35 protein-coding genes and 1 pseudogene are annotated in these 25,887 nt (G+C 49.1%); 21 read left to right on the forward strand and 15 right to left on the reverse strand.

Annotated features, from left to right (window positions below; translation table 11 throughout):
* Positions 1–7 precede the first annotated feature (7 nt).
* The gene (locus tag tca_RS00415) at positions 8–217 is read left to right on the forward strand and encodes a DUF2180 family protein (RefSeq protein ID WP_286708927.1); all 210 of its coding nucleotides are present in this window, start codon (positions 8–10) and stop codon (positions 215–217) included.
* A 1-nt stretch (position 218) separates the two neighbouring features.
* Positions 219–959, forward strand: coding sequence for an aquaporin AqpM (gene aqpM / locus tca_RS00420; RefSeq protein ID WP_286708928.1), 741 nt, complete (start codon positions 219–221; stop codon positions 957–959).
* A 106-nt stretch (positions 960–1,065) separates the two neighbouring features.
* Here aqpM and tca_RS00425 read toward each other — a convergent pair.
* The 3 genes and pseudogenes from tca_RS00425 to tca_RS00435 form a co-directional block, all read right to left on the reverse strand.
* A pseudogene (locus tca_RS00425) lies at positions 1,066–2,451 on the reverse strand (MFS transporter); the annotation flags it as partial.
* Between the two features lie 162 nt (positions 2,452–2,613).
* Positions 2,614–4,473 carry a glutamate synthase-related protein gene (locus tca_RS00430; RefSeq protein WP_286708930.1) on the reverse strand — a complete coding sequence of 620 codons (1,860 nt, stop codon included), beginning with the start codon at positions 4,471–4,473 and terminating at the stop codon, positions 2,614–2,616.
* A 9-nt stretch (positions 4,474–4,482) separates the two neighbouring features.
* Positions 4,483–5,151, reverse strand: a complete 669-nt coding sequence (locus tca_RS00435) for a tributyrin esterase (protein ID WP_286708931.1) — start codon at positions 5,149–5,151, stop codon at positions 4,483–4,485.
* Between the two features lie 149 nt (positions 5,152–5,300).
* Between tca_RS00435 and tca_RS00440 the strand changes: the two genes are divergently transcribed.
* On the forward strand, positions 5,301–5,849 hold the full coding sequence (locus tca_RS00440; protein ID WP_048061179.1) for an ArsR family transcriptional regulator: 549 nt from the start codon (positions 5,301–5,303) through the stop codon (positions 5,847–5,849).
* A gap of 39 nt (positions 5,850–5,888) precedes the next feature.
* On the opposite strand, the gene tca_RS00445 is transcribed toward tca_RS00440, so the two are convergent.
* Entirely contained in the window at positions 5,889–6,110 is a 222-nt protein-coding gene (locus tag tca_RS00445) for a hypothetical protein (protein ID WP_048060739.1), read from the reverse strand.
* A 104-nt stretch (positions 6,111–6,214) separates the two neighbouring features.
* Here tca_RS00445 and tca_RS00450 point away from each other — a divergent pair, with 104 nt between their 5' ends.
* Both tca_RS00450 and tca_RS00455 read left to right on the forward strand, forming a co-directional pair.
* Positions 6,215–6,652 (forward strand): hypothetical protein, encoded by a 438-nt coding sequence (locus tca_RS00450; protein WP_286708932.1) that lies wholly within the window; start codon positions 6,215–6,217, stop codon positions 6,650–6,652.
* A 506-nt stretch (positions 6,653–7,158) separates the two neighbouring features.
* Positions 7,159–7,683, forward strand: a complete 525-nt coding sequence (locus tca_RS00455; RefSeq protein ID WP_286708933.1) for a zinc dependent phospholipase C family protein — start codon at positions 7,159–7,161, stop codon at positions 7,681–7,683.
* A gap of 47 nt (positions 7,684–7,730) precedes the next feature.
* Here the strand turns inward: tca_RS00455 and tca_RS00460 are convergent, their stop codons facing one another.
* Genes tca_RS00460 through tca_RS00475 form a run of 4 tightly spaced genes read right to left on the reverse strand, consistent with a single transcriptional unit; the run spans position 7,731 to position 9,668 of the window.
* Complete coding sequence (locus tag tca_RS00460) at positions 7,731–8,207, reverse strand: membrane protein (RefSeq protein ID WP_048060740.1); 477 nt, start codon at positions 8,205–8,207, stop codon at positions 7,731–7,733.
* Positions 8,208–8,224: 17 nt separating this feature from the next.
* Positions 8,225–9,352 carry a TIGR04083 family peptide-modifying radical SAM enzyme gene (locus tag tca_RS00465; protein ID WP_286708934.1) on the reverse strand — a complete coding sequence of 376 codons (1,128 nt, stop codon included), beginning with the start codon at positions 9,350–9,352 and terminating at the stop codon, positions 8,225–8,227.
* Between the two features lie 8 nt (positions 9,353–9,360).
* Positions 9,361–9,513, reverse strand: coding sequence for a TIGR04165 family Cys-rich peptide (locus tag tca_RS00470; protein ID WP_083750434.1), 153 nt, complete (start codon positions 9,511–9,513; stop codon positions 9,361–9,363).
* A gap of 2 nt (positions 9,514–9,515) precedes the next feature.
* Positions 9,516–9,668, reverse strand: coding sequence for a hypothetical protein (locus tag tca_RS00475; RefSeq protein ID WP_286708935.1), 153 nt, complete (start codon positions 9,666–9,668; stop codon positions 9,516–9,518).
* Positions 9,669–9,719: 51 nt separating this feature from the next.
* On the opposite strand from tca_RS00475, the gene tca_RS00480 reads away from it, so the two are divergent.
* Both tca_RS00480 and tca_RS00485 read left to right on the forward strand, forming a co-directional pair.
* Positions 9,720–10,289 (forward strand): heme-binding protein, encoded by a 570-nt coding sequence (locus tca_RS00480; RefSeq protein WP_286708936.1) that lies wholly within the window; start codon positions 9,720–9,722, stop codon positions 10,287–10,289.
* A 65-nt stretch (positions 10,290–10,354) separates the two neighbouring features.
* Positions 10,355–11,098: a SagB/ThcOx family dehydrogenase gene (locus tag tca_RS00485; protein WP_286708937.1), complete on the forward strand. Its 744-nt coding sequence runs from the start codon at positions 10,355–10,357 to the stop codon at positions 11,096–11,098.
* 28 nt (positions 11,099–11,126) lie between these two features.
* Here the strand turns inward: tca_RS00485 and tca_RS00490 are convergent, their stop codons facing one another.
* Positions 11,127–12,143 carry a pseudomurein-binding repeat-containing protein gene (locus tca_RS00490; protein ID WP_286708938.1) on the reverse strand — a complete coding sequence of 339 codons (1,017 nt, stop codon included), beginning with the start codon at positions 12,141–12,143 and terminating at the stop codon, positions 11,127–11,129.
* A 121-nt stretch (positions 12,144–12,264) separates the two neighbouring features.
* Between tca_RS00490 and tca_RS00495 the strand changes: the two genes are divergently transcribed.
* Positions 12,265–12,441, forward strand: a complete 177-nt coding sequence (locus tca_RS00495; RefSeq protein ID WP_010875757.1) for a hypothetical protein — start codon at positions 12,265–12,267, stop codon at positions 12,439–12,441.
* A 57-nt stretch (positions 12,442–12,498) separates the two neighbouring features.
* On the opposite strand, the gene tca_RS00500 is transcribed toward tca_RS00495, so the two are convergent.
* Entirely contained in the window at positions 12,499–13,485 is a 987-nt protein-coding gene (locus tca_RS00500; RefSeq protein ID WP_286708939.1) for an ATP phosphoribosyltransferase, read from the reverse strand.
* A gap of 52 nt (positions 13,486–13,537) precedes the next feature.
* Positions 13,538–14,047, reverse strand: coding sequence for a nitroreductase family protein (locus tag tca_RS00505; protein ID WP_048060742.1), 510 nt, complete (start codon positions 14,045–14,047; stop codon positions 13,538–13,540).
* 87 nt (positions 14,048–14,134) lie between these two features.
* Here tca_RS00505 and tca_RS00510 point away from each other — a divergent pair, with 87 nt between their 5' ends.
* Complete coding sequence (locus tca_RS00510) at positions 14,135–14,359, forward strand: TIGR04165 family Cys-rich peptide (protein WP_286708940.1); 225 nt, start codon at positions 14,135–14,137, stop codon at positions 14,357–14,359.
* Between the two features lie 3 nt (positions 14,360–14,362).
* Here tca_RS00510 and tca_RS00515 read toward each other — a convergent pair whose 3' ends face one another.
* The 3 genes from tca_RS00515 to tca_RS00525 form a co-directional block, all read right to left on the reverse strand.
* Positions 14,363–14,824, reverse strand: coding sequence for an NUDIX domain-containing protein (locus tca_RS00515; RefSeq protein ID WP_286708941.1), 462 nt, complete (start codon positions 14,822–14,824; stop codon positions 14,363–14,365).
* Positions 14,825–14,957: 133 nt separating this feature from the next.
* Positions 14,958–16,028, reverse strand: a complete 1,071-nt coding sequence (locus tag tca_RS00520; RefSeq protein ID WP_286708942.1) for a sensor histidine kinase — start codon at positions 16,026–16,028, stop codon at positions 14,958–14,960.
* A gap of 88 nt (positions 16,029–16,116) precedes the next feature.
* Positions 16,117–17,121 (reverse strand): B12-binding domain-containing protein, encoded by a 1,005-nt coding sequence (locus tag tca_RS00525; protein ID WP_286708943.1) that lies wholly within the window; start codon positions 17,119–17,121, stop codon positions 16,117–16,119.
* Between the two features lie 69 nt (positions 17,122–17,190).
* On the opposite strand from tca_RS00525, the gene tca_RS00530 reads away from it, so the two are divergent.
* The 4 genes from tca_RS00530 (at position 17,191) to tca_RS00545 (ending at position 20,066) form a co-directional block, all read left to right on the forward strand.
* Positions 17,191–17,376 carry a hypothetical protein gene (locus tag tca_RS00530; protein WP_286708944.1) on the forward strand — a complete coding sequence of 62 codons (186 nt, stop codon included), beginning with the start codon at positions 17,191–17,193 and terminating at the stop codon, positions 17,374–17,376.
* A gap of 115 nt (positions 17,377–17,491) precedes the next feature.
* Positions 17,492–18,373, forward strand: a complete 882-nt coding sequence (locus tag tca_RS00535; RefSeq protein WP_048060745.1) for a CBS domain-containing protein — start codon at positions 17,492–17,494, stop codon at positions 18,371–18,373.
* Positions 18,374–18,581: 208 nt separating this feature from the next.
* Positions 18,582–19,514, forward strand: coding sequence for a deoxyhypusine synthase (locus tag tca_RS00540; RefSeq protein ID WP_286708945.1), 933 nt, complete (start codon positions 18,582–18,584; stop codon positions 19,512–19,514).
* Between the two features lie 63 nt (positions 19,515–19,577).
* Positions 19,578–20,066, forward strand: coding sequence for a hypothetical protein (locus tag tca_RS00545; protein ID WP_286708946.1), 489 nt, complete (start codon positions 19,578–19,580; stop codon positions 20,064–20,066).
* Positions 20,067–20,103: 37 nt separating this feature from the next.
* Here the strand turns inward: tca_RS00545 and pyrF are convergent, their stop codons facing one another.
* Entirely contained in the window at positions 20,104–20,766 is a 663-nt protein-coding gene (gene pyrF / locus tca_RS00550; protein WP_286709255.1) for an orotidine-5'-phosphate decarboxylase, read from the reverse strand.
* Between the two features lie 186 nt (positions 20,767–20,952).
* Between pyrF and cbiM the strand changes: the two genes are divergently transcribed.
* The 8 genes from cbiM (at position 20,953) to tca_RS00590 (ending at position 25,884) form a co-directional block, all read left to right on the forward strand.
* The gene (cbiM, locus tag tca_RS00555; protein ID WP_010875769.1) at positions 20,953–21,621 is read left to right on the forward strand and encodes a cobalt ECF transporter S component CbiM; all 669 of its coding nucleotides are present in this window, start codon (positions 20,953–20,955) and stop codon (positions 21,619–21,621) included.
* Positions 21,622–21,624: 3 nt separating this feature from the next.
* Positions 21,625–21,912 (forward strand): energy-coupling factor ABC transporter substrate-binding protein, encoded by a 288-nt coding sequence (locus tca_RS00560; protein WP_115892783.1) that lies wholly within the window; start codon positions 21,625–21,627, stop codon positions 21,910–21,912.
* Positions 21,913–21,945: 33 nt separating this feature from the next.
* Positions 21,946–22,707, forward strand: a complete 762-nt coding sequence (cbiQ, locus tag tca_RS00565) for a cobalt ECF transporter T component CbiQ (RefSeq protein WP_048060748.1) — start codon at positions 21,946–21,948, stop codon at positions 22,705–22,707.
* Between the two features lie 173 nt (positions 22,708–22,880).
* Positions 22,881–23,717, forward strand: a complete 837-nt coding sequence (locus tag tca_RS00570) for an ATP-binding cassette domain-containing protein (protein WP_115892784.1) — start codon at positions 22,881–22,883, stop codon at positions 23,715–23,717.
* An 11-nt stretch (positions 23,718–23,728) separates the two neighbouring features.
* Positions 23,729–24,187: a riboflavin synthase gene (ribC, locus tag tca_RS00575; protein WP_048061180.1), complete on the forward strand. Its 459-nt coding sequence runs from the start codon at positions 23,729–23,731 to the stop codon at positions 24,185–24,187.
* Positions 24,188–24,210: 23 nt separating this feature from the next.
* Positions 24,211–24,795 (forward strand): flavodoxin family protein, encoded by a 585-nt coding sequence (locus tca_RS00580; protein ID WP_170130332.1) that lies wholly within the window; start codon positions 24,211–24,213, stop codon positions 24,793–24,795.
* A gap of 25 nt (positions 24,796–24,820) precedes the next feature.
* Positions 24,821–25,519: a glycosyltransferase family 2 protein gene (locus tca_RS00585; RefSeq protein WP_269889725.1), complete on the forward strand. Its 699-nt coding sequence runs from the start codon at positions 24,821–24,823 to the stop codon at positions 25,517–25,519.
* A 38-nt stretch (positions 25,520–25,557) separates the two neighbouring features.
* On the forward strand, positions 25,558–25,884 hold the full coding sequence (locus tag tca_RS00590) for a DUF2304 domain-containing protein (protein WP_048061182.1): 327 nt from the start codon (positions 25,558–25,560) through the stop codon (positions 25,882–25,884).
* The last annotated feature ends 3 nt before the right edge of the window (positions 25,885–25,887 follow it).

Consider the following 25,887-nt stretch of genomic DNA (forward strand, 5'->3'; position numbering starts at 1 on the left):
TGATTGTATGAAATGTTATGTCTGCGCCGAACAGGGCAAGGACACCGATGCGGTTGCAATATGCATAGTCTGCGGAATGGGGCTCTGCACCGAGCACGCCATAAGGGAGGAAACCGAGATCTGGAGCGGAGGCTACCCCTTCCCGGCAGAGAAGGTGAGGGGTACACTGCCCAGGATCCTCTGTCCCTACTGCTCCAACGTCATGAAGGAGGATTGAGATGGTATCCCTTACAAAGAGGTGTATCGCTGAGTTTATAGGCACATTTTTTCTGGTGTTCTTCGGTGCCGGATCAGCCGCCATAACCCTGATGATAGCATCTGGGGGCACAGCTCCAAATCCATTTAACATTGGCATAGGTCTCCTGGGTGGCCTTGGCGACTGGGTTGCCATAGGTCTTGCATTCGGTTTTGCAATAGCTGCAAGCATATACGCACTGGGAAACATTTCGGGGTGCCATATAAACCCTGCTGTGACCATAGGGCTCTGGTCTGTTAAGAAGTTCCCGGGGCGCGACGTTGTACCCTATATCATTGCACAGCTCCTGGGAGCCGCCTTCGCAAGCTTCATATTCCTCCAGTGTGCGGGTATAACTGCAGCCACCATAGGTGGACTGGGGGCCACAGCACCCTTCCCGGGAATCGGCTACTGGCAGGCCATGCTTGCAGAGATCGTGGGAACATTCCTCCTCATGATCACAATCATGGGCATAGCCGTGGACGAGAGGGCCCCGAAGGGCTTTGCAGGGATCATAATCGGCCTCACAGTTGCAGGTATAATCACAACCATAGGTAACATAAGTGGAAGCTCACTTAACCCGGCACGTACCTTTGGCCCATACCTCAATGACATGGTCTTCGCTGGCACCAACCTCTGGAACTACTTCCCCATCTACGTCATAGGACCGGTTGTGGGAGCTGTCCTTGCAGCCCTCACCTACCAGTACCTCACATCAGAATAATCCCCATTAATTTATTTTTTGGGTCAGTAATGTACACAGGATAGTCCTTTCTTTTAAATGTTCCTCTTCATTGTCGTCAGTAATGTACACAGGATAGTCCTTTCTTTTAAATGTTCCTCTTCATTGTCTCAAGCTGTTCCTTTCTTCCCTTGAGACCGGTTGATAGCAGGAAGAGTGTGAATGCAACTGCAACAAGGAAGAGGAATGAGAACCTGTAACCCATTACTCCACTACCCATGGACGCTACAATGCCACCGATGAGTGCACCTCCAACAAGCTGCCCTGCACTTGATAATATGTTTATCAGGGCCTGTCCAGATGCCCTGTGTTCGGGGGGAGTTTCAGATAGCATTATGTACCTGAGGGGTGCCCCTATGACGGTTATGAGTCCGAGGGCCATGAGCACCTCAGCAAGTATGAAGAGAGGGGTGGTTGATGAGAGGAGGGCCATGATGGTACACCCAACCATCAGGATAAGGCTCCCTGAGATCATCACTACCCTTGAACCAACCCTGTCCAGCAGAACACCCACAATGGGGGCCGAGAGGGCCATGGTGGTGACGAAGGGGAGGAGGCTGAAACTGGCCATGGACTCTGACAGTGAAAGGGCGAGGAGGGCGTAGCTGGGTATGAATACGATTGCAGCCTGGGATAGGCCATTACCAGCAGAGATTGCGGTTGCAATGCGGACCTCACGGCTGGCCAGCAGGTCAACCTGCACCACGGGATCGGGTGCAGCCCTTTCAACCCTCCAGAGTATGGGTGTGAGTGCCGCTGCCAGGATGAGAGGTACCACTACGATGGGCCTCATCAAACTCCCTGTGAGGTCAGTGGTATCGATCTGGTTTATCCCGACTGCAAGGGAGGCCACAATGATGGCAAGAAGAAGGGTCCCTCTGGCATCAAATTCACCATCGTCCGTTTTGCCTGTAACTGGCAGTATAAGGAATCCCCCGACAACTATCGTGGCCGCAATTGGGATGTTGATGAGGAAGAGCCACTGCCAGCCATAGGGGAGTATGAAACCCGCCAGGATAGGTCCGGCTATTGATGAGAAACCAAATACGGATCCTATGATACCGAGGGCTTTCCCACGGCTTTCGGGGGGAAATGTGTCCCCTATGAATGCACTTGCAACAGGGAATATCCCCCCTGCACCGAAGCCCTGTATGGATCTTCCGAGGATTAGGAGGGGATATGATGGTGAGATGGCAGTTATGACCGACCCCAAAGCAAAGAGGATGATGTCAAGTATGTAGATGTCCCTGCGCCCGTACCTGTCGGAGAGCTTCGCCATGAGGGGAGTCCCGACCATGAAGAAGAGTATATAGGATATGAATGTCCAGGATGCAAGCCGGGGATCCACCTTGAAGTAGCCCTCTATGGCTGGAAGTGCGGGGCCAATGATTCCTATGTCGAGGGCCCCCATGAATACTCCAACAAAGAGCAGAAGCAGTATCCTGTTCCTGTTTTCTGTCTCAATCATATGATTAAGTCTGAAGGCATCCTGTTATAAAGGTATGTTCTGACTTTAAAGAGCTGCTGATTGAAGAATATGGAGTTTTTTTCAAAAAGTGAAGAAAAAATGGAGGGCTTTTATTTTGATGTTAGGATAATTCTTAAAAATTAAAAAAATGGATGAGGGTTTATTTGGTCACTGGTTTATGAGTTTCAGCCCGGTTATATCTGCGGTGTTGGTGTCCAGGGCCCTGAGGTCCTCTGGACTGAATTTACGTATATCGTCGTGTCCTGCAAGCTGGGCCAGCATCTTGGCCTCCTCGGTCATGGATTTTATGTAATTGGCAACCCTTCTTGCTGCAAGGTCCACGTCCATCCTCTCCCTCAGGACAGGGTCCTGCGTGGCGACACCAACAGGGCACTTACCTGTGTAGCACATGCGACAGGCACGGCATCCCATTGCAATCATTGCACCGGTACCTATGTAAACCGCGTCGGCTCCCATGGCCATGGCCTTGGCAACATCGGCACCGCTGCGGATACCCCCTGTTATTATGAGGTCAACCTCGTCCTTCAGCCCTATATCATTGAGACCGTTAACTGCCTGCACGAGGGCTGCGAGGGTTGGCACACCGGTATGTTCTATCACAACCTCTGGGGCTGCCCCGGTTCCGCCCTCCATTCCATCCACGGAGATAACGTCGGCACCGGCTTCCGCTGCGATCTGCACATCCTCATAGACACGTCCGGGTCCAAGTTTTACGACTATGGGCACCCTCCAGTCGGTGACCTCCCTGAGCAGTTCTATGTGCTTTGCAAGGTCACCCTCCCTTGTGGCGTCTAGGAAACGGGCAGGGCTGAGGGCGTCAGTACCTTCGGGTATCCCACGGATCTTCGCAACCTCCGGGCTCACCTTCTCTGCCAGCAGGTGTCCACCCATACCTGGCTTTGCCCCCTGACCTATCTTGACCTCGATTGCATCGGCCACGTTGAGGTAATCTGAGGATACACCGAATCTTCCACTTGAGTACTGTACCATGAGGTTATCTGCGAGTTCCCTCTCCTCAGGGAGCATTCCTCCCTCACCGGTGTTGGCGCAGGATCCTACCATGGATGACCCCTTGGCCATTGCGAGTTTGCTCTCCTTGCTGAGGGCACCGAAGGACATACCTGCAATGAGTACGGGGGTCTGGAGTACCAGTGGTTCCTCTGCAAATCTGTCACCAAGGACTACGCTGGTGTTGCAGGGCTCCCTGTACTTGTCAACTGGTGGAATTGATGCCTGGGCAGGGAGTATGATTATATCATCAAAGTTTGGCAGCCTCCTCTCCGTACCGAATCCCCTGAGGACGTACTTACCAGCCTTTGATGTGTATCGTATATCTGCGATTGTCCTGGGGTCCCATATGCTGCCTGCACCGGTTGGTATGAGGACCGGGCATGCTGCAAGGCATGAACCGCACATTATGCACTTTGTCTTATCTATCTCGGCGTGGTCCTCCACTATCTTTATGGCATCTGTTGGGCAGACGATTTCACAGGTGCCGCAGAATACGCAGAGCCCCTGGGTTGCTGCTGCAAGGTCTGATGAGGGGGATGATGGTGTTATTGATCCTGTACTGGGAGTTTTGATCTCAAAGCCCCTCTGGATGTCATTAACGTATTCCATAACGTCCAGGGCCTCAAGACAGCCCTGTTCACAGGCAGCCACACACGCGGGTGTGTCTCCGGGCTTTTCAATGCACTGCTGGTCACACTTTACCATACCCTCATCGGTGTAGGTTATGGCACCGATGGGGCACATGAGCATGCAGAGCTTGCAGCCGACACAGGATTCCTGATCTATTTTAACTGCACCGTTTTCCCTTCTAATGGCGTCCCTGAAGCAGCCCCTTGCACAGGATGGGTCCACGCACTGCTGACAGACTATGGCATGGTAACCGGTGTCCATCTTGTTGAGGAAAATCGCACTCCTTCCAAGGACAGATTCACATGCCTCAAGGCACTTGTTACAGCCATCACATTTTTCAGGTTCTGTTAAGAGTATCTGCACCATATGGATCACCTAACCGTAGAATGGACGTATCTCCTTTCTCTGTATTTTCTTAAACTCATCTGGAGATGCTTCTATTGAGTAACGCTCAAAGAGGGCCGCTAGCTTCCTTATATCGGAGTCCTCCATTTCAACGATTCTGGTGTTGGTACCGCCATCGAAGTCACCTCCGACGTATATGTTGCCCCCTATTATCCAGTCACCGGTGTCCTCTCCGCTGTCCCCGGTTATTATGAGGTCACCGCTCAACATGTAGAGTCCTGCAAGGTCTCCGATGTCTCCATCTATGATTATGATGCCTCCCTTGTTAAGCTGGCCGATACCATTACCTGCATCCCCATGGACAACGATGGTACCGTTGTAGGTTCCAAAACCCACACCATCATCTGCATCCCCATGGACCACTATCTCGCCGGCTGTCATGTTGTTTCCAACGTATCTTCCGGTTTTGCCATTTATCTCTATTCTGGGGCCGTGATTGAGGGCACCTATGAAGTCACCGAATTTACCATTCAGGATAAATTCAGCTTCCTCCCTGATTCCAACAACAATGGAGTCAAGTTCGGCGTTGCTTTCTATTTCGAAGCGCCTGATTTCATTGTTCAGCCCGTCCTTTATCTTTCTGTTGATGTCCCTTGTTGTGAGGTCATCACCCGCAATTTTCATTTCCTGAACAGTCATCTAACATCCCCTGTTTTAACATGTTTTTTAATGAACAATTTTCCATGCTGTAATTTAAGGTTTCCCATTTCTGGAAAGACCAGGTAGATAATTATATATTTTAAGGAGAATATTTTATCATTAAATGAGAATTGTAAATGGGTGATGTTATGAAGACCCTTGTGAGCAACCTGCGGGGAAGGTGCCTCTTTGATGTGGCCATGAAGACCCAGATCGATGGACTGATATCCATTCAGACAGGGGAGGTCAATGACTCCTGCCTTGAAAAATTCGTTAAGGGAGGAATAGTTAGAATTGATACCCAGGACCCCATTGAGGCGGCCAGGAGGATATCTGAAGTTATAAGGGGGGCCAGAAAGCATGGAGAGGTTTATGTGGCCTCTGATGGTGACGGACTTGGGGGCATACTTTCATTTGTTGCCCACAGGGAGGGTGTGGATGCCATCTACACATGTTTCGGAGAATCCGCAGTGAGGTTACCACCCCTTAAAATGGATATCTCTGATACCAAGCTGAGGATACTCGAGGCACTTGAGGAGGAGAGTCTCAACGCGGTTCTCCTCTCAAGGAAGGTGGGGATTTCAAGGGCAATGGTCTACAAGCACCTCTCAGCCCTGATGGATATGGGTCTCGTGAAGCAGTCCCAGATGTTTGAGAGGTACTCCATAACAGGGGCAGGTAAACTTGTGATAATCTAGTCATGCTGGACTTACAATATAAAAAACCTAAAAAAGGGGTTATTCCATGGGGTAGCCGACCCTCAACCTGTAGGATGCCCTTTCACTTATAAGGACAGTTCCTGGTACAAAGAAATCATCAAACTCTTCAACCTTCTTCTTCATGCACGGCTTCAACTCGTCCTTGTTTGCATAGGAAGCGCATTCGTCCCTTTCCAGAACACCCTTCCTCACAAGTTCAATGTACCTCATCTTCAGTGTTTCATCATCAAGTACGCTCATCATAATCACCAATATCTACTATGATGCCCCATAATATATATTTTTTGTAGCAATACCTGATTGAGGTATAAGTATTTATACTACTTTCAACTATACTATATACAATGTTCAGAAAACCATTTTCATACGGTCAAAATGGAAAAAGATTCAAGGGGCCTGAAATGATTAGGAAATCCTTAAATTACTCCAGAATCGATGAAGAATACTCTTTAATGTTAAGAACAGCTGTTGAACACCTTAGAACTGCGGGATATAATTTAAAGATAAATAACGGTAAAAGAAAGTTAAGGCCAAGAACTTTAAAGGGTTTTGTCCCGGATATCCGTGCATTAAATGACTCAGACGAAATTCTGGTCGATATAGCCTCCGATGCACCTGATATCAGGAAATGGAGAAGATTTGCGTACACCGATGGTGTGAGATTATGGATCATAGCGCCCCGGAGTTCAGTGGATTCTGTGAAAACCTGTGTTGAGACATTCTCCATACCCGCGGAGGTCTACTCATGTAACGGCACATTGAAGCTGAAGCGTGTTTTATAGTTTTTTTGCAGTGGACTGGCAATGGTTGTCATCACAGGACATCAATAACTTCATTATCTGCGAGGCCACTGAAACTCATATATGGGTCTGTGCTCCCTTCGGCTGTGGCGGATCCCCATTGTGCCCCCATTTTTCGAGGATTGCGGCGATGAGGAAGGATTAAGACATTTTGCATCCTTTCATGAATTCGTTTTTATTTTTTAAATCTTTCTCTCTATATGCACAACCTTTCCAGGAAGTTCTTTATTTGATGTCGGTTGATGCATCCTTTGCAGAATAAAGGTATTCGCTGTAATGGCTGAATTAAATAAATATGGGCTGGTATAGTCGGCATTTAATCTAAATAAGACACGTTTATAGATGCATCCTCCTTTTTCACTGGATTTTTTTGTCTCATAGATAGACGCAAAGGTTTTATACCGGGTCATCCAATCAATTTACAGAACTTTTTATTTGAGGTTAAAATGAGGACCATCCTTATAATTCTGATTCTGGTTCTTTCAGCAATGCAGGTTCAGGGTGCATCTGCATGGTCAGTCAAGAACCATCATGACATTGCAGAGAAGGTATACAGTGAAATGCCAGAGGACGTGAGGAACAGGATGAGCCTTGATGAAATGAAGAATGGCGCTGATGATCCTGACACGGTATTCCTTGACTTTAAGTACCATGTGTATCCATACAATCTTGAAAAGGCTAATTTCTGGTTGAATCAGGGAAAAATAAGTTACGATGCAGGGAACTACCGCTATGCAAGTTACTGTTATGGGGTTGCAAGTCACTACATCTCCGATGGCATCTGCGGTCCCCACACATCCTCGGGATCCAGCAGATACCTCCACACGCTCTACGAGATAAGGGCTATACTCCTTGAACCCCACATGATTGCTGTGGACGGTGACCAGTCACTGGAGGCAGAGAGCCTCTGGAGGGCATGGGTCATTGATGGTGACGACTCCCACATCTCAGAGGCCATCGACCTGGCCTGCAGTGTATCCTACCAGCAGATTATGATTTCCATCGAGTCCTGAACCTTGATTGATGGAATCATCAGGACCCCTTCAGAACAGCACACCCCCTAACCAAAGGTTGAGGATATCCAGTCCCCTGCATAGTGTGTTATTACTATGATCATGATGGCTGTTGCAATGTGCTCCAGCAGAACCCTTCCTGGAGGAACATTCCGGGACCTTGCGATATGAAAACTCAGAACCGTCAGAAGAAGAAGACCCCATATAATTGATACGATAATAGCCAGTGTTAAATCGAGAGTAAGAACTGGAACAAGAAAGGTGAGGGCGAATAAAAATTTACTGATGAAGGTTGCAAGGGTGGATTCCCAGATCTCCCCCTCTGTGTGAACATTCTCTGCCTCCTCAGAGATGTGTATACCCATTGCATCTGAGAAGGCATCAGCTATTGCTATTGTAAGGACTCCGCCAATAACAGCAAGTCTTGAATGGGTACCTGAATGCAGTCCAACCATGAGGCCAAGGGTTGTTATTATGGCTGAGGTGAGACCAAAGCTCAGCCCTGTTTTCAGAGAATGTTTCATAATCTTCCGGTAATTCACTACTTCATCATTATATCAAGGACACCTGGCCTTTTAATCTTCTTATTACCTCCAAGGATTCCGGATTCAAGGAATTCCCTGTTGGCCCTCCTGTTTATTTCGGCGAAGATCATCTTGTAGGCCTCGCACTGGTGGTCAACACCGTCTATCTCCATTTCACCATCCCTGATGGTGATTGCATTGTAGGGGCACCCACCGAGACAGAACCTGTAGAAGTCACAGTCACCACATTCCTCATCAACAAGTTCCCTCCATTCATAGAGCCTCCTGAGGGCTTCACTCTCCTCAAGATCCTCCATTGAGGGCCTTTCAGCCACATTACCCATTATGTAGTCCTTCATACCAACGAAGCGATAGCATGGGTATATATCACCGTAGGGGTCAACTGCGAAGGTGTTGCCCACACAATCAGCATGTGTGCATACAACCCCCCTTCTGAGGAATGCGCTCTTTGCAAAGTGGTCTATGTTCTGTATCTCGATCTCACCGAAGTGCTCAAGGTAGCTGTCAAGGAGATACAGGAGCAGGTCACCGTACTCCTCGGCGGTTATGGCCCACTCCTCCGGGTCTGAACTCTTCAGGGATGGCAGGGCAGGGTGCAGCTTCAGGTTCATACCGTTCTCCAGGAAGAAGTTGAATATCTCCTCCCTCCTCCTTATCGAATAGGATGTGAAGGTGCTTATGAAGCTCACCCGAAGCCCATGCTTCCTTGCTATCTCATAGCCCTGCATGGTCCTATCAAAGTACCCATCGCCCCTCTGGTAATCATTTATCTCCCTTGGACCGTCGAGGCTTGAACCGATGGGTATGCTGTATTCTGCGAAGAGTTCCGCCATTTCATCGGTCATCAACCAGAGGTTCGTCTGGATGGCGAAGGCAGGCTTGAGGAATGAAAGCCTCTCAGATATTAGCTTGAGGGTGTCGCGGTAGAATTCGTATCCCGCAAGGAGTGGTTCCCCTCCATGGAATGTGAAGGTTGCAGGTTCATTTCTGAATTCCATAAGCCAGGAGACCATCTCCCTCACGGTTTCCATGTCCATAACCCTGGAGTCCCTGTCAACGCCCCAGCAGTAGCTGCAGTCTGAGGGACAGTTCATGGATGGTATTATCATGACATGGAATGCCATAAAACCACCTAATCTGCGGTCTCAAAGATGTGGCCGCATTTCTCACAGACTATCTCCTTCATGGATGTCCTTGACTTGTGCTCATCCATGAATCTCCTCTTAACTACCTTGTCCCTGCAGCCACAGACAGGGCACTTACTTAAAAACTCCTCCATTTTCATGTCTAGACCTCTATTATCTCCTCAACAACATACTTACCGCCGCAGGGGCACTCCTCTATCCTGTCACCCATGTGGTATGGAGGGGTTTTACCCTCAACCTCAAGGGTTCTCTTTGCCCTGCAGAGGTCACAGTATGCAGTGACTATCCACATCATGTAAATTAGATATAGAAGCTCCGATATATAAGATATCAGGGGGGTCATACTTTGGTTGAGAGTCCTGAATACACCGTTGAACTGAAGGATGGTAAATTTGAGATAAGAAGGTACCCTGGCTATATACTTGCACAGGTTGACGTTGAAGCCAGTTTCAGGGACGCCATGGTCATAGGCTTTTCTATTCTTGCAAACTACATATTTGGTGGTAACCGGCGGAAGGAGGAACTTCCCATGACATCACCTGTAACTGGTGTTAACCTGGGCTCCTCTGAGAGGATACCCATGACGGTCCCGGTGACAGAGGAGGTCCCGGATGATGCTGATTCAGGGAAATACAGAATATCATTCACGATGCCATCATCATACACCCTTGAAACTCTCCCGGAGCCACTTGATGACAGAATTAAATTTCGCGAAGAGAAGGATCAACGTTTTGCAGCCTACAGGTTCTCGGGGAGGGTTAACAGTGAGATGGCAGCTCAAAGGATAGCTGAACTTAAAGAATGGCTTGAAAGGAATTCAATTGAACCAAGATCAAACTTCATAATAGCACAGTACAATCACCCGGCCGTCCCTGGCTTTTTGAGGAAAAATGAGGTTCTTGTGAAGATAGATTGAATTTCTATTCGCTGGAAAAACCGGGAACGATTTTCTGGTGATAGATTGAATTCCATGGTGATCTCATGAATGAAATTGAGAGGAATCGTTACTTCCTCAAGGACAGCATAAGGAAAAGGGTGGATTTTTCAAGAACACCCCAGAGTATGGGGGTTGAAGCCCCGCCCTTTGAGAAGCCCTGGGAGCCTGATTCAGAGAGGTTCGACCTTCCAGTGAGGGACTGGGCAGAGTTAATCGATGCAAACATTGTAACCTGCATAAGAAACCGCAGGAGCCGCAGGAGCTACCTTGACACACCCCTGGACCTTGATGAACTTTCATTCCTTCTATGGGCCACCCAGGGCATAAGGATCATCGCAGGCGACACAGCATTCAGGAATGTGCCATCTGCGGGATGCAGGCACACCTTTGAGACATACCTCGCGGTCTTCAATGTTGAGGGCCTTGACACAGGACTCTACAGGTACATACCTTCAACCCACCAGCTGATGGTAGAGTACCGTGATGAGAGCCTCCCCCAGAGGATCATAGAGGCCACCTTTAACCAGAGATTCACAGGAAATTCTGCTGTGACCTTCATCTGGACAACAGTACCCTACAGGATGGAGTGGAGGTATGGTCTTGCAGCCCACAGGGTGATCCTCATGGACGCGGGTCATGTCTGCCAGAACCTCTACCTTGCCTGTGAGGCCATAGGAGCAGGTACCTGTGCAGTTGGAGCCTATGACCAGGAATACCTTGATGAGGTCCTTGGAGTTGACGGGGTGGATGAATTTGCCATTTACCTTGCCCCGGTGGGTAAGATTTAAAAAAATAGGGGGGATGTGCAGCTGACTTCTAGACCTTGACTGATGATGGTAGCTGCATTTTTTTCTTTGAGGTATGTGTCCTTGTAATATTTGAGTATATCCTTAGCAGATCCCTGTATCCTATTATTTCACCCCTGAACCTGATGTAATTTGGTGCTTTGAGGTATTTTCTCATGTACCTGTTAACATCTGCTGCCAGGGCCCTGTATTCCTTCCTTGAGATGTAGCCATGGAATGTGCTCTTCACACCAGCGTTTGATGGCCCCCTGACCTTGATGGACCTTATGGGGCCGTTCATGTAGTCTGTTACCATGAGAAGGAATCTGGCTGGAGTGTAACCTGAGTAACTACTTTTGAGCTTCCTGCCCCGCAGGATGTCCCTGTAGATTTCATCTGCAGTATATGCCATCCTTGCAGGGTCAATGCTGTGGTAGGCTATGAGTTTGCTGTTATAGAATCTACCCTTCCTCTGGAGCATGTCAGGGGTTTCATTGAGCATTCGAAGGATCTCTGATGCAACGAAGCGACACTTATCCTCCCAGGAACAGCCCGCACAGTCAACGTTTGGCTGTATGATCCTCACACCAGCTAATGTCAGAAATCTGTAGGGGGACACTATGCCTGCGAAGTATCTGCTTGAGAAGTTATCATCCCATGCTCTTCTGAGGAATGTGGTCTTTTTGAGGTCAAGGCTGCCTGTGTTAACGAATATTACACCCTTACCTGTTGATGCAGCCATCCTGGCAACATCCGTCATGGCGCCGGGGCAGGATGCTGCAAGATAGACTGCAACGCCACCCTCAGGGGCGCACTTAACAGCACGATAACCCTCCCCTGGTTTTGGAGCCAGGGGGTCCACTGTAACATTGTGTTCACTCTCATTCTCGATGCAGGTCTTGATAAGGTTGAGACTCTCAATGTCAGCGGAACGGTTTCCGGATATGCAGTCTGAGGTCAGGAATATATCCGCTGCAGTGGCATCATCGACACTCACTGAAATAAAAAGTATCACCGCACCCAGCAGCATAATTCTATTGAATTGCAAGTTACCACCTGTATAAGGTTTTATCCGGAGCTTTTAAGTATTTTTCTCGGAAGATTTATATAAAATGAAATTCTACATTCTACTCCCGATTTTTTCTTCATGTGATCTTTAAGGTGATAATTTGGTTCCTGAGATAAAACAGAAGTGTTTGATATGCGGAAAGCCATGGATGGATGGAAATGATACCTGTCCCCACTGTGGTAGCAAAAATAAAACCGCAAGCATAGATCCAGCAGATGATCTTGAACTACTGAGGTCTCTTAACAGCATTCTCAAAAAAGAAAGGGTTTCGGAATAAATCCGAATACATTTTTATCTTTTCTTTTAGCAAAGAAAGGGAATTAGATTCCTGGAACTATTCTATGTACTGTTTGACGTTTTCCCTCACTATGGCTGAAGCACCAAAGCCCTTTATTTCCTCGAGCATTTCAGGGAATCTGCTCTTATCTATGAGGACGTTCACCTGTGAAAATTCCCTTCCACGCACCACGGTTGGTTCATCTGAACAGTACTTCATCCTCACCAGAAACTCAACCACATCATCTGCACGGTGGTTGGCTATGTTGAACTTGACATCAAAGTAGTTCCTTGCCTTGGTGGCGCCGTAAAGCTGCTTGAATATCATTTCAGCCTTCTCAAGTTTTTCACCTGTGCAGGATGGACCAGCGTAGAGCCCTGCACTTGATTCCATGATGGTGTCAATTATTTTAAGGCCGGCCTTCCTGAGGCTGCTGCCGGTCTGGGTGTTGTCCACTATGAGGTCGGCGCCCTTGGCGATGTACACCTCTGTGGCCCCATCAGAGTTTATTATCTGAACCATCTCATTGTCACCGTCACGCAGCCCCCTTATCTGGACCACGGGTTTGCTGTCCCCGAAGAGTTCCCTGTAGCCAGGATTCTTCATGAAAAAGTCCCTTGTGAGGTTCGGGTACTCTGTGAAGCACAGCAATGGTCTTTCCCTGCCGGAATTTTTGAGGAAAAAGTCCTCAAGGGACCGGTATGGTTCCTCCTGGGGTACTGCGACTATCAGCCTCGTCTGACCGTAATCGAGGTCGCCTATCTTCTTTATGGATCCATTGCCACTGTTTATGGATTCCTCACGGACCCAGTCCTCTCCTATTATGGCTATATCAAGCATCTCACGGTTCAGTTCGACGGGGGCACTCTGGGGCCTTGTGAGGTATGCCTTTATTTCAGGGTCATTTGTTATCTCTATTTCATTCTCTTCGCGTCCTGGTTCGTATCCCTTAACCTCATAACCTGCATCCCTGAATAGTCTGTATGTGTTTCCACGGTTAACATTATTTAAACTACCCTTGGGTAATCCAAGAATTATCTTCATAGCTTTCACCTCCAGTATGATGGTTGATTGAGTCTTAAATCCCTTCCGGAGCCTACCATTTTTCCAGGTGTATCCTGTCCGGGTCAAAGAGGTCCCTTGTGCCGGGGTTTTCAGCAGGGTAGCCCAGAGGTATCACTGAGAAGGGGATCACGTGTTCCGGGATACTGAAGAGCCTCCTTATACCCTCAACACGATCTTCGAGGGGGTAAACCCCTGTCCATACAGCACCCAGACCAAGGGAGTGGGCTGCAAGGAGTATGTTCTGTGATGCGATGGAGCAGTCCTGTACCCAGAATCCAGGGATCTTTTCCAGGCTGCTATCGCAGCATACTATGATTGCTACGGGGGCGTCCTTCACCATTGCCCCGTAGGGGTGGACCTCAGGTATCTTCTCAAGCATCTCCCTGTTCCTCACGACTATGAAGTGCCATGGTCTCTCGTCGACGGCTGAGGGGCCACACATGGCTGCATCGAGTATCTTATCTATGAGCTCTTCTGGCACCTCTCTGTCCTGGTACTTTCTTATGCTCCGCCTTGTTTTGATTGCTTCGAGGACATCCATTTTACTCACCTTACCATCTATATGGACCGTGACCTTTATATGTTGGGAGGTCCATAATAGTTTCATAGACTACGAACGAGTGATCGTATGAAGGTTGAGGATCTGAAAAAGCCATGCCCGGAATGTGGAGAGGTCGATAAGGACGTTTCAACAGTGAGAAATCCCCAGGACAGGGATAAACTCAGGGAGGCATGCATCCCTGAGGACCAGGAGATTGTGGGGGCAATAAAATGCAGCAGATGTGGATATGTCTTTGAATACTGTGAGGGGGGAAGCTGCAAAATAGAGGTCAAAAAGATTTCAATTGATTGAGGGTTAAAGGTACACTCCCCTCATGAATCTGAGTATCCCCCCCAAGGTAGAATCCTCCTTATCCTCCTCTATCTTCAGTTTCATGACAAAGTCTGAGAGCCAGTCTGCAAGTCTGTATCTTCTGAGGTCTGGGGGCTCAACCCAGGCAAAGCCCTCATGTTCATGGCTGAGTTTCACACTGCCCTCTGCTCTGCACTTGATTATGATATGGGCCGCGTTGATCACCGGAAATTTCTGTTCAACAACACCCATGACCTCTCCAGGGATAATTTCAAGGTTTGTTTCTTCCTTAACTTCCCTTTTAAGGGCTTCTTCCAGTGATTCGCCTGTACCGATCTTTCCACCGGGAAGCTCCCACCTGGAGGCGTTGGTCTTTGAATCAGAGGCCCTCTTGATCAGGAGGACCCTTCCATCATCGTCTTCAATGAAGGCCCTCACAGCAAGGATATAAACACTTCCGACCATAGGCATTCCTCATCCATGATTGGGGTTCAGGACATATAAATGGATCAGTGGTTCAATTCTGGGCCGTGGTCTATTTCCACAGCCAGAGAGTCCCGGACATATAATGGACCAGCAGTTCATGTGAACGGACCGCTTACCGGTTCCAGTCTCTGAATTCAATGGAGACCCTAGTTCCACCATGAGATTCGATTTTCAGATCCCCGTTCATCTGCTCTGAGAGACTCCTGATAAGCTGCATCCCCATTGTTGAAGTACTCATGGGGTCAAAATCTTCTGGAAGGCCCACACCATTGTCAGATATCTCAAGAAGATAGCCATCATCACTCCTTTTAAATGAAACCCTTATAATCCCCCCTCTTCCCTCAGGGAATCCGTGTTTGATGGCGTTGGTGAACACCTCATTCACTATGAGTGCCAGCGGCACAACGGTGTTTATGTCCAGTTCAGCGTCATCTATATCTGTTTCAAGGACTATACGCCCGGAGTCCTGGATGAATGAATGGTAAAGGTCCCTCACAAGGCCCCTGAGATACTCTCCAAAATCAACCCTCCTCTCTTTGCCGGAGGTGTATAGCCTCTCATGAAGCATGGCCATTGCTCTGGCCTTTGACTGGGCCTCCCTGAAGAGCATCAGGTCGTCCCGGTCCTTAACGTACCGTGACTGGATGTTTAGAATGCTTGAGATTATCATGAGGTTGTTCTTGACCCTGTGGTTTATCTCCCGCAGCAGCATCTCTTTCTCCTCAAGGGCGCGCTGGAGTTCAAGGTTCTTCTTCAGAAGTTCTCTCTGGGCTGCGGATAGCTCATTGTTTAGCCGTGTGAGTTCATTGAAGAGTTCTTTTTCGACTTCAGCATGCTCAGGGAGCTCTATTTCGGGTGCTGGGGGTATGTATTGTTCTGCAAGGTGATAGATCTTTATCATATCCTCCCTTGATGGTGAACCCACAACGTAAATCCTGTCAGAATCGAGAAATCCTGAGAAGTGGTAGGTTTTAAGATTACGCAGGTTCATCTCCCAGTTATATGCAGCCCCATTTTTCCGGATCTTATCAAGAAAATTTGAAGCCTTCTCCTGGCTGCCATGGTCCATGAGACAGGCAAAGGAGCCCATCCCATGGGGAATGTCAGCACCGTAGCCTGTTATCTTCTCTATGGTTCCATCCATTTTCAGGATCAGGAACACGCCTTCAATTTCATCGGCCATGATTGTTCACTCCAGTAAGGAGGTACTGGACCTCATTTATTGGGGCAAGAGGGACCCTCCTACAAGGTGTTACCATTGGTTCAACTCTTTAAATGTCAAGGAATTCTTCTGCGACCTTCACAGCACCGGATGCATCTGCAGCATGGAGGTCCGCACCAACCTTCTTCCAGAGTTTTATGTCAACGTTGAAGGGGTACCCTCCGACCATAACCGGTGGTCTGTCCTCCAGTTCATCCAGGAGCTCTATGATATGCCTTACATGACTGACGTTGAAGGTCATGGTGGCTGATAGGGCCACAAGATCCGGTTTGAGGTCAGAAACTATGCCACTGAAGTCCTCAGGGGGAGTGTTCGCTCCAAGGTAAATTGATTCCCAGCCATTCATCTCAAAGAAGTCACTCACCATCCTTATCCCTATCTCATGGAGCTCATTGTTAACGCATGCCGCCACCAGCTTGAGGTTTCGCCTCTCTGAGGCGCTGTAGATGTAGGGGTAGAGCTCTGACATTATGCTCTGGGTGACGGATGTTGCATAGTGTTCATGGGCCACCGATATCTGGTTGGTCTGCCACAGCCTCCCTATCTCGTGCTGAACAGGCTCGAAGACCTGGAGGTATATATCCTCCACCCGGATACCGGATTCAAGGGATGATATTATGAGTTCCCGGGCTTCCCGGGCCTCTGTATTCAGAACGAGTCTGAGGTACTCCTCTGCAAGTTCACGGAGGGGGTGGTCCCCCAGGTAGCCTGATGATGGATGTGAAGTTTCAAGGATTTTGAGTGCGCCTGAAATGTACTCTGATGCCTTATCAGCAACTTCATCATTGGCTAATTTCATAATGGCCCTTTCTATACTTTTAAGGGAACCTCTGAGACATTCTTCAGGCAGACCCAGATTCTTAAGGAGAACATCTGCCCATAGCACATAGTCACTGAAGAGCTCCGGACTGGAGTTGAGGATTGCCTCCTCAAGGTAATCCAGGTGGTAGTTTATATCCTGCAGGCAGAGCTCCTCATCTGACACAAGGCCCATCTCATCAAGATCTCTGTAAACCTCCCCTACAACTGCATTCCTGTCCATTACAGTTCGCATCAAACCCCTCCAAATAGTATTTAAGATGAAACCAAGATAAGAGATTTATCATTTTCACAGGAGATCTTGATGAAGTCGGCAGAAGGTTTCAGAGTAGTATCTGCAACAGGGGAATGTCCATTATGTGTCTACCGGTGTGAGGTGGTGGTTGAGGATTTGAAGGAGGTTAAGGTGTACTGCAGACACCCCAGGGGTCCGGGTAACCCGTCACACTGCATATACTTCCGGAGGGACAGGAAACTGGATGGGTATTAAGAGATGCTCTGTGGATAACATTTATATCTTGCTTTGAATAAAAAGACATATTAATTAAAAATAATTATAATTATTATTCCTAATAGATTTGCATAATGGATCTGCAGGTGTTAAGATGCTTACCTCTGTTCAGAAGGAGATACTTCAGACACTCATTAACCTTTACCGGAACTCAAATGGCAAGTCAATCAAGGGGGAGGAGATAGCAGCCATAATGAACCGGAACCCCGGCACAATAAGGAACCAGATGCAGTCCCTCAGAAGTCTGGGTCTTGTTAAGGGGGTGCCCGGACCCCGGGGGGGCTACAAGCCAACAATAAAGGCCTACCACCAGCTGAACATATCCTCAACAGGCAGGGAGACCGCTGTACCGATTTACAGGGACGGGGAGCAGATTGAGGACCTCTCAGTGGCTAAGATTGAATTCACCAGCATACCCGATCCCGGTGAGTGCGAGGCCGCCATAAAACTTGTTGGGAGTATAAGGAAACTTGACCTCGGTGACAGGGTGCGGATAGGTCCAACCCCTGTTAACAAGCTTGTGGTTGATGGTGTGGTTGTCGGAAGAGACGATATGGATAACATCATCCTCCTCGATACAACCGCTATAAGAAGCATACCCAAGAAGACCGTTGCTGAGGTCGCAACCCGTGATCTTGTAACACTCGCACCTGATATAACTGTGAAGGAGGCTGCAGCCCGCCTATCATCCCTTGGAATCGAGGGCGCCCCCATAGTGGAGGACGATGAGGTTAAGGGTATAGTGACGCTCAGTGATATAACGGCATCCATAGCCGCAGGCACAGAGTTCATGCAGGTTTCAGATATCATGTCAAAGAATATAATAACGGTTAAACAGGATACGATGATAGCCGATGCCATTGAGGTTATGAATAAACACAATATTGGCCGGCTGATAGTCACAGACAGTGAGGGGAGGCCCACGGGCATAATAACCAGGACAGACATTCTTGACAGCATCGCCGGACTTGAATGAACTCTTTATTTTTAACATCAAACACCTGAGGGATATTAATTGCACCAGCTTTCATATCACCCCTCCACGAAAAGATTTTAGGAGTCCGGGACAAGGATATATAATTGCACCAGCTTAACAGGATCCAGTACATACCGGCCAAGGCATGCACTCGAGATCTGTTATTTCATTAAATCTTTACAGTTATCAATCCAGGGAAGTGTTAATTTTGAATGTGAATCACATGAATATAACCCAGGGTATGGGTGTGGCAGAGCTCATAGAGGAGATGGGACGTTCAGGGGTCCTGGGAGCTGGCAGGGTCCACAGGGCAACGAAGCTCCTGCGTGGGATGATTGATGACCCGGAAATGGCCATCTTCATGAGCGTGGCCGGGCCCCTGGTTCCAGGTGGCATGAGGAGGATAATAAGGGACCTCATAGATGATGGAACCATAAGCGCCCTGATAACAAGTGGCGCAAACCTTACCCATGACCTCCTGGAGGCCTTCGGGGGCGCCCATTACAGGGACTATGGCTTTGACGATGAGAAACTGCACCAGGAGGGTATAGGCCGTATTGGTGATGTCTATACAAGGTCAGAGGACTTTGAGGTATTTGAATCAGAGATCCAGGAAATATTCTCATGTATATTCTCAGCAAAACCCCACATATCCATCCAGGAACTCATACATGAGATAGGAGGCCATCTGGATGATGATATGTCAATAATAAGAACAGCACATCTTCGCGGAGTCCCCATATACGCCCCTGGAATCATTGACAGCATGCTGGGCCTCCAGCTATGGATGTACACCCAGGATAACAGGATATGCCTGGATGCTGTGAAGGATATGCACAGTCTCTCGGACCTTGTTTTCAGCCATGAGCGCATAGGCGCCATAATACTTGGAGGAGGACTCCCCAAACACTACACCCTCGCATCAACCCTCCTCAGGGGAGGGGTGGATGCCGCGGTCCAGATAACCATGGACCGCAGTGAGACAGGGAGCCTCAGCGGGGCACCCCTGGAGGAGGCAAAGTCATGGGCGAAGGCCCAGGCAGGTTCAAACCTTGTAACTGTGGTGGGTGATGCAACAGCACTCTTCCCGGTCATACTGGCGGGGGCATTATCTGAGCTTCAGGGCGAGGTTGGAGATTAGACGGGATTATCATTACTGAGGGTCTGTATGATTGAGTTTCTATACCCTGTTTCAGGTTTTCTCATGAAGATTGCCGATGAGTGTGAGGATGAGTGGGGGAGGCCCCGCACAGGTATGGTGGCAGGTGCCCTCTGCGGGGCATCAGCAGGTTTTCTATCGGTTAGTGATCCTGCAGCAGCATGCATATTCATTGGCATATTCGCCGGCACAATCCTCTCACTGAAGGTGGACTGCCTGAGCCATGCTGTCGCAGCCCTCGTATTCATCCTGATCATCCTCTCCGGGGGATTACCTGTTATAAGCATTCCCGCCACGTTACTGTGCACCCTGGGGGCCTACATAGATGAGTACGGGAACGATAACCCCGTGGTCTATAGAAGAAGCAGGATTTTAAGGATTTTCTTTGATTACAGGTTCTCACTTAAGATGGTGGTAGTGCTCCTCGCCGTCCTGTCATTCGCAGGCTTCATGACGGGATTCGGACCCCTGACCGTCCTGCTGTTCCTGCTTTTTGAGGCCGCCTATGAGGTTGGAGGCAGAATAGGGCATTAATGGGCTGAATGGATATTCATTCAGAAGAAACAGGGTTTCAGGGATTCAGAAGGTCTTTAATGGATTCTATTATCCCTGCTGCTGCAGCTGCAGGGTTATCTGCAAGGTAGATGGACCTTCCAACTATTATGGCATCTGCGAACCTGAGGGTCTCCCCTGGGTCTCCTCCCTGGGCCCCCACACCGGGGGATATGAGAAATGAATCCGGACCTATGATTTTCCTCAACCTTGAAAGCCTTTCAGGTCTTGTGGATGGGCCAACATAATTTGTGACACCAAGATCGACCCCCATCCGGGCTATTTCATCTGCAGCGCCCTGTATGAACATCTCTGCCCCTGGGTGTGACATCTCTGTCAGGAGGAAGACCTCACGTCCCATTTCCTCTGCGACATTGAGGCAGGCCCTGACACTGTCTGCTCCTGGGAATCCATGGACTATTATGGCATCAGCCCCCGCCTTGAAGGTGGCACGGCATATCTTTTCATTGGTCTCGGGTATATCTGCAACCTTGAAGTCGGCTATGATTCTGCAGCCAAATCTCTTTCTGAACTCAGCAATGATATCCATACCCTCTGAGAGTACAAGGGGGTACCCTATCTTGACCGTGTCTATGTATTCACTGACCTCTCCGGTGACCCTGAGGGCATCATCCCGGTTCATGAGGTCCATTGCAAGTATAAGTCTGTTCATAACGTCCATAACATCAACTCTCCGGGATCTCAAACATTGAAATCGACTCTACTGAACTTTATGTCCTTACATATATTATCCTTTCAGAGGCCCCCTCAACCATCAAGGAAACTTTAATTTAGATCAGAATTTATAGAAAACATTATATACCTCAATTTTAAAGTTTACTTTAGAAGGATTCAAGAAGGTGATAAATTGCATATCATGGAAGGATTTCTCCCCTGGCAGTGGTGCCTCCTCTGGTATCTGCTCTCAGCCCCGGTCATAGTCTATGGCCTCATCAGGATAATAAGGATTGCAGATGAGAAACCCGAGGCAAAACCACTCCTTGCAGTTAGCGGTGCATTCATGTTCGTTCTCTCATCCCTTAAACTGCCATCTGTAACCGGCAGCTGCTCACACCCCACGGGTAATGGTCTTGGCGCTGTACTCTTCGGACCGGCAGTTACCTCGGTGATGGCACTGATTGTTCTGATCTTCCAGGCGATACTTCTGGCCCATGGAGGACTCACAACCCTTGGAGCCAACGTTTTCTCAATGGGTATAGTGGGACCCTTCTGTGCCTGGGGAATCTACAGGCTCACCAGGTCCTCACTTTCCACATCAGTTTCAGTTTTCCTTGCAGCCTTCCTCGGGGACCTGATGACCTACGTGACAACCTCGGTGCAGCTGGCCCTGGCGTTCCCGATTCCCGGATTTTCAGAGGCCCTGATGAAGTTCATGATCATATTCGCCTACACCCAGCTACCCCTTGCAGTGGCAGAGGGCCTCCTGACGGTGGTGATATTTGAGAACATACTCAAACTCAAACCTGACATAATGGAAAAGCTTCAGATAATCAGTAAAAAGGCTACGGAGGCCTGAAAAATGGATAAAAGACATATTTTAATGCTCCTTGCTGTTATAATAATCAGCGTGGCACCCCTGATAATCTACAGTGGCCATGGAGAGGATGATGGCTATTTTGGTGGTGCTGATGACAGTGCAGGTGATGCGATAACTGAGACCGGCTACAAACCATGGTTCCAGCCACTATGGGAGCCTCCAAGCGGTGAGATAGAGAGCCTCCTTTTCGCCCTGCAGGCAGCAATAGGAGCCCTCATAATAGGCTACGTCTTCGGCTACTACAGGGGCAGGGGTGAATCATCAGAATAATCCTTTGAGGTACGATGGCATCAGGTGAGGATAATGAACATCTCAGTTGACTACTATGCACATAACAACAGCCTGAGGGAAAGCAGCACGGGCTTCAAGATGTCCCTCTGCATAATTACAATGATAATATCAGTGATATCACCCACACCGCTAATCCCTGCCATCGTGGCGGTTTTAATGACCCTCACCATCCTCTTCGTGGCGGATATACCTGCATCATACTACCTGAGGTTTGCAGCGGTCCCTGCAGGTTTCGGGCTTTTAACCCTTGTCCTCATGACCCTCTTCTTCGGTGTGAACCCTGCAGCAACCATAATGGGGCTCAGGGTGTACAGTGATGGTCTTCAGACAGGCCTGCTTGTGTTCTCAAGGATCATGGGAGGATTCTCCTGCCTGGCATTCCTTGCCCTCACAACGCCGGTGAATGAGATATTCCATGAACTTGGAAGGCTCGGAGTGCCGCCAGCCCTAACCGAGATAGCCCTCCTCATGTACAGGTCAATCTTTGTCTTCATTGAGGAGGCCTCGGTCATGTACCATGCCCAGGATACAAGGCTCGGATACAGCGGCCTCAGAAACTCCTACAGGTCCCTGGGCCTCCTTGCAGGCAACCTATTTATAAGATCATGGCTCAGGGGCGAGACCGTCTACCGTTCCATGGAGTCACGGTGCTACACAGGATCCATGCCATCACTGAGGAAGCAGTCCATGGGGTTCAGGGGCATGGCCATGATCATCCTCTTTGACGGTCTCCTTGTGACAGGTCTTCTTTTCACGTCAGGGGTCTGGTTATGATCCTCTGAGATCTGCTGATATCCTCACATCGGTTTTTTGATTTCTGATACCTCCAGATGGTGGGCTATGAATTTATCCATTCATGATCTGTTTCATCGATCCGATAGGATTAAGCAGACTTAAATATAGAATACACATTATTATCATAACGTTTAAGGGATCACGGTGTGAACATGAGGATTATCGAGGCAGTAGATATCAGATACACATACCCTGATGGCACAGAGGCCCTCAGGGGGATCAACTTCCATGCAGAGAGGGGGGAGGTCGTGGCCCTCCTGGGACCAAACGGGGCTGGTAAATCCACGCTGTTCCTCCACTTCAACGGGATACTTCAGCCCACCAGCGGGAAGATAATGATAGATGGGGAGGAACTCGACTACAGCAAATCAGGGCTGATTAAAGCGCGTCAGAAGGTTGGAATAGTTTTCCAGAACCCTGATGACCAGCTATTCGCACCGAGGGTGGATGAGGACGTGGCCTTCGGACCCCTCAACATGGGTCTTTCTGAGGATGAGGTTGAGGAGAGGGTACGGGACGCCCTCCAGAAGGTGGGGATGCTGGGATACGAGAGCAAACCACCCCACCACCTCAGTGGCGGTGAAAAGAAGAGGGTTGCAATAGCAGGTATACTTGCAATGAAGCCGGATATAATGGTTCTGGATGAGCCAACCTCTGGCCTTGACCCCAGGGGTGCCTCACAGATCCTCAGGCTCCTCCACAACCTCAACGAGGAGGGAATGACCATAATCATATCAACACATGACGTTGACCTCGCCCCCCTCTACTCCGACAGGATATACATAATAAGTGATGGAGAGATAATAAGTACAGGGGCGCCTTCCGAGGTCTTCTCTGATATCGATACTATCCGTGGTGCCAACCTGAGGCTTCCAAGGATAGCCCACCTCGTTGAGATACTCCAGAAGGAGGATGACCTTCCCTTTGAGGAGCCCTACCCCCTGACAATAGGGGAGGCCCGGAGGAAACTCCGTAACCAGCTCAGATAGGTGATTTCATGATAAAGGTCGGGATCTGCGATACAACCTTTGCAAGGTATGATATGGGCGGAGCTGCAATCGATGAGCTGAAGAAGCACACTGCAGGTATAAAGATCATAAGGAGGACCGTCCCCGGGATAAAGGACCTTCCGGTGGCCTGCAAGAAACTCATAGAGGAGGAGGGCTGTGAGATGGTCATGGCCCTCGGGATGCCAGGTCCAGAGGAGAAGGATAAAGTATGCGCCCACGAGGCATCCACGGGTCTCATACAGGCCCAGCTCATGACGAACACCCACATACTTGAGGTATTTGTACATGAGGATGAGGAGGATGACCCTGAAGAACTCAAGGTCCTTGCAGATAACAGGGCAAGGGAACATGCCCAGAACCTCATCATGATGCTATTTAAACCAGACAGGCTTACACGTGAGGCCGGTATGGGTCTGCGTGAGGGCAAACCCGATGCCGGGCCACTTTAATGAAACAGAAGGAGGTTGATTTCATGGTTAAGGTTATTGGAATCTGTGGAAGTCCAAGAAAGAATGGTAACACCGAGATACTCCTCAGGGAGGCTCTTGATGCCGCTGAGGAGGCCGGTGCAGAGACTGAACTCGTGAGACTCGCAGGTCTTGATATAAATCCATGCAGGGCGTGTGACTCATGCAAGAAGACAGGTGAATGCGCCATCGAAGATGACCTCAACAGGGTGGTTGAACTGGCAGCATCCGCCCATGGAATAATAATAGGGAGTCCGGTCTACTTTGGTTCCGTGACAGCCCAGACCAAGATGTTCATGGACAGGACAAGGCCTCTCCGTAGTGAATTCAGGCTGGCAGACAGGGTCGGCGGTGCTGTGACCGTGGGGGGGTCACGAAACGGTGGCCAGGAAACAGCCTGCAGGGACATTCACAGCTTCTTCCTTATACATGAGGCAGCTGTTGTGGGCGACGCCTCACCCACTGCACACTACGGAGGAACCGGTGTCGGCGGTGCAAAGGGCGAATCAGCCGATGACATGACAGGTATCGAAACAGCAAGGAACCTTGGAAGGAGGGTCGCCCTCCTTGCAGCAAGGATCCATGGCTGAATCCAGAACTATCTGAGTGGAATTCATGGCTGAACACAGGCAAGAGGACGTTGCGGTTGTTGTACCTGTATACAATGAGGAGAAGACCGTGGCGGGTGTCATAGAATCCCTCCTTGATAGGGGCTACAGGGTCATAGCCGTTGATGACGGCTCAAGGGATTCAACCCCTGAGATACTTGCAGGAATAGCATCTGAAAGGGATGGATTATCTGTTTACACCCACGTCATAAACAGGGGTCTCGGAACGGCCCTGAGGACTGGTCTGAGGGCGGCTGTGGATGAGGGGGCCTCCTGCATCGTCACCTTTGATGCGGATGGGCAGCATGACCCTGATGATATTGAGGGGGTCATCGAGCCCCTCCTGAAGGGGGAGGCCGATGTGGTGATAGGTAGCCGGGACTTCTCTGAGATGCCCCTTTCAAGGAGCCTCGGGAACACCCTAATGAACCTGCTGACCCTCCTGTTCTATGGTTGCAGGGTTTCAGATTCCCAGTCTGGTCTGAGGGCATTCACAGCCAGGGCAGCATCAGTCATTGATATAAAGAGCAGAGGTTACGGTGTTTCATCCGAGATAATAGGTGAGATACACAGAAATGGTCTCAGGATGAGGGAGGTTACAATAAAGACGATATACACTCCCGAGACAATATCCAAGGGGACCAGCACCTCAGTGGGTATAAGGATACTTCTGAGGCTGATCCTGAACATGCTTAGAAGGGTTTAAACAGGAGATCAGCTGTGAGATCCAGTGTTGGTGAGTTTATGATATATCAGGTTATTGGAACTGTTATTGGAATTGCAGGTATAATTGTATCCTTTGCGAGGTTCAGGGAGTCAAGGACGTCGCCGGGGGGTCTTCTTCTCTGGCTGATACTCTGGGTTTCGGTCATACTCTTCTCACTTAACCCCCCGTTCTCAACCAGGATCGCCAACCTTCTTGGCATCGGCAGGGGACTTGACTTTCTACTCATAATAGGCATACTCGGAGCCTATTACCTCCTTTTCAGGATATACCTCATGGTCGACAGGATCCAGCAGGACATAACCGAGCTTGTCCATGAAATCGCCCTCAGGGAACATGATGATTGAGGA

Source organism: Methanothermobacter sp. EMTCatA1 (genome assembly GCF_002356395.1).
Taxonomy (GTDB): Archaea; Methanobacteriota; Methanobacteria; order Methanobacteriales; family Methanothermobacteraceae; genus Methanothermobacter; species Methanothermobacter thermautotrophicus.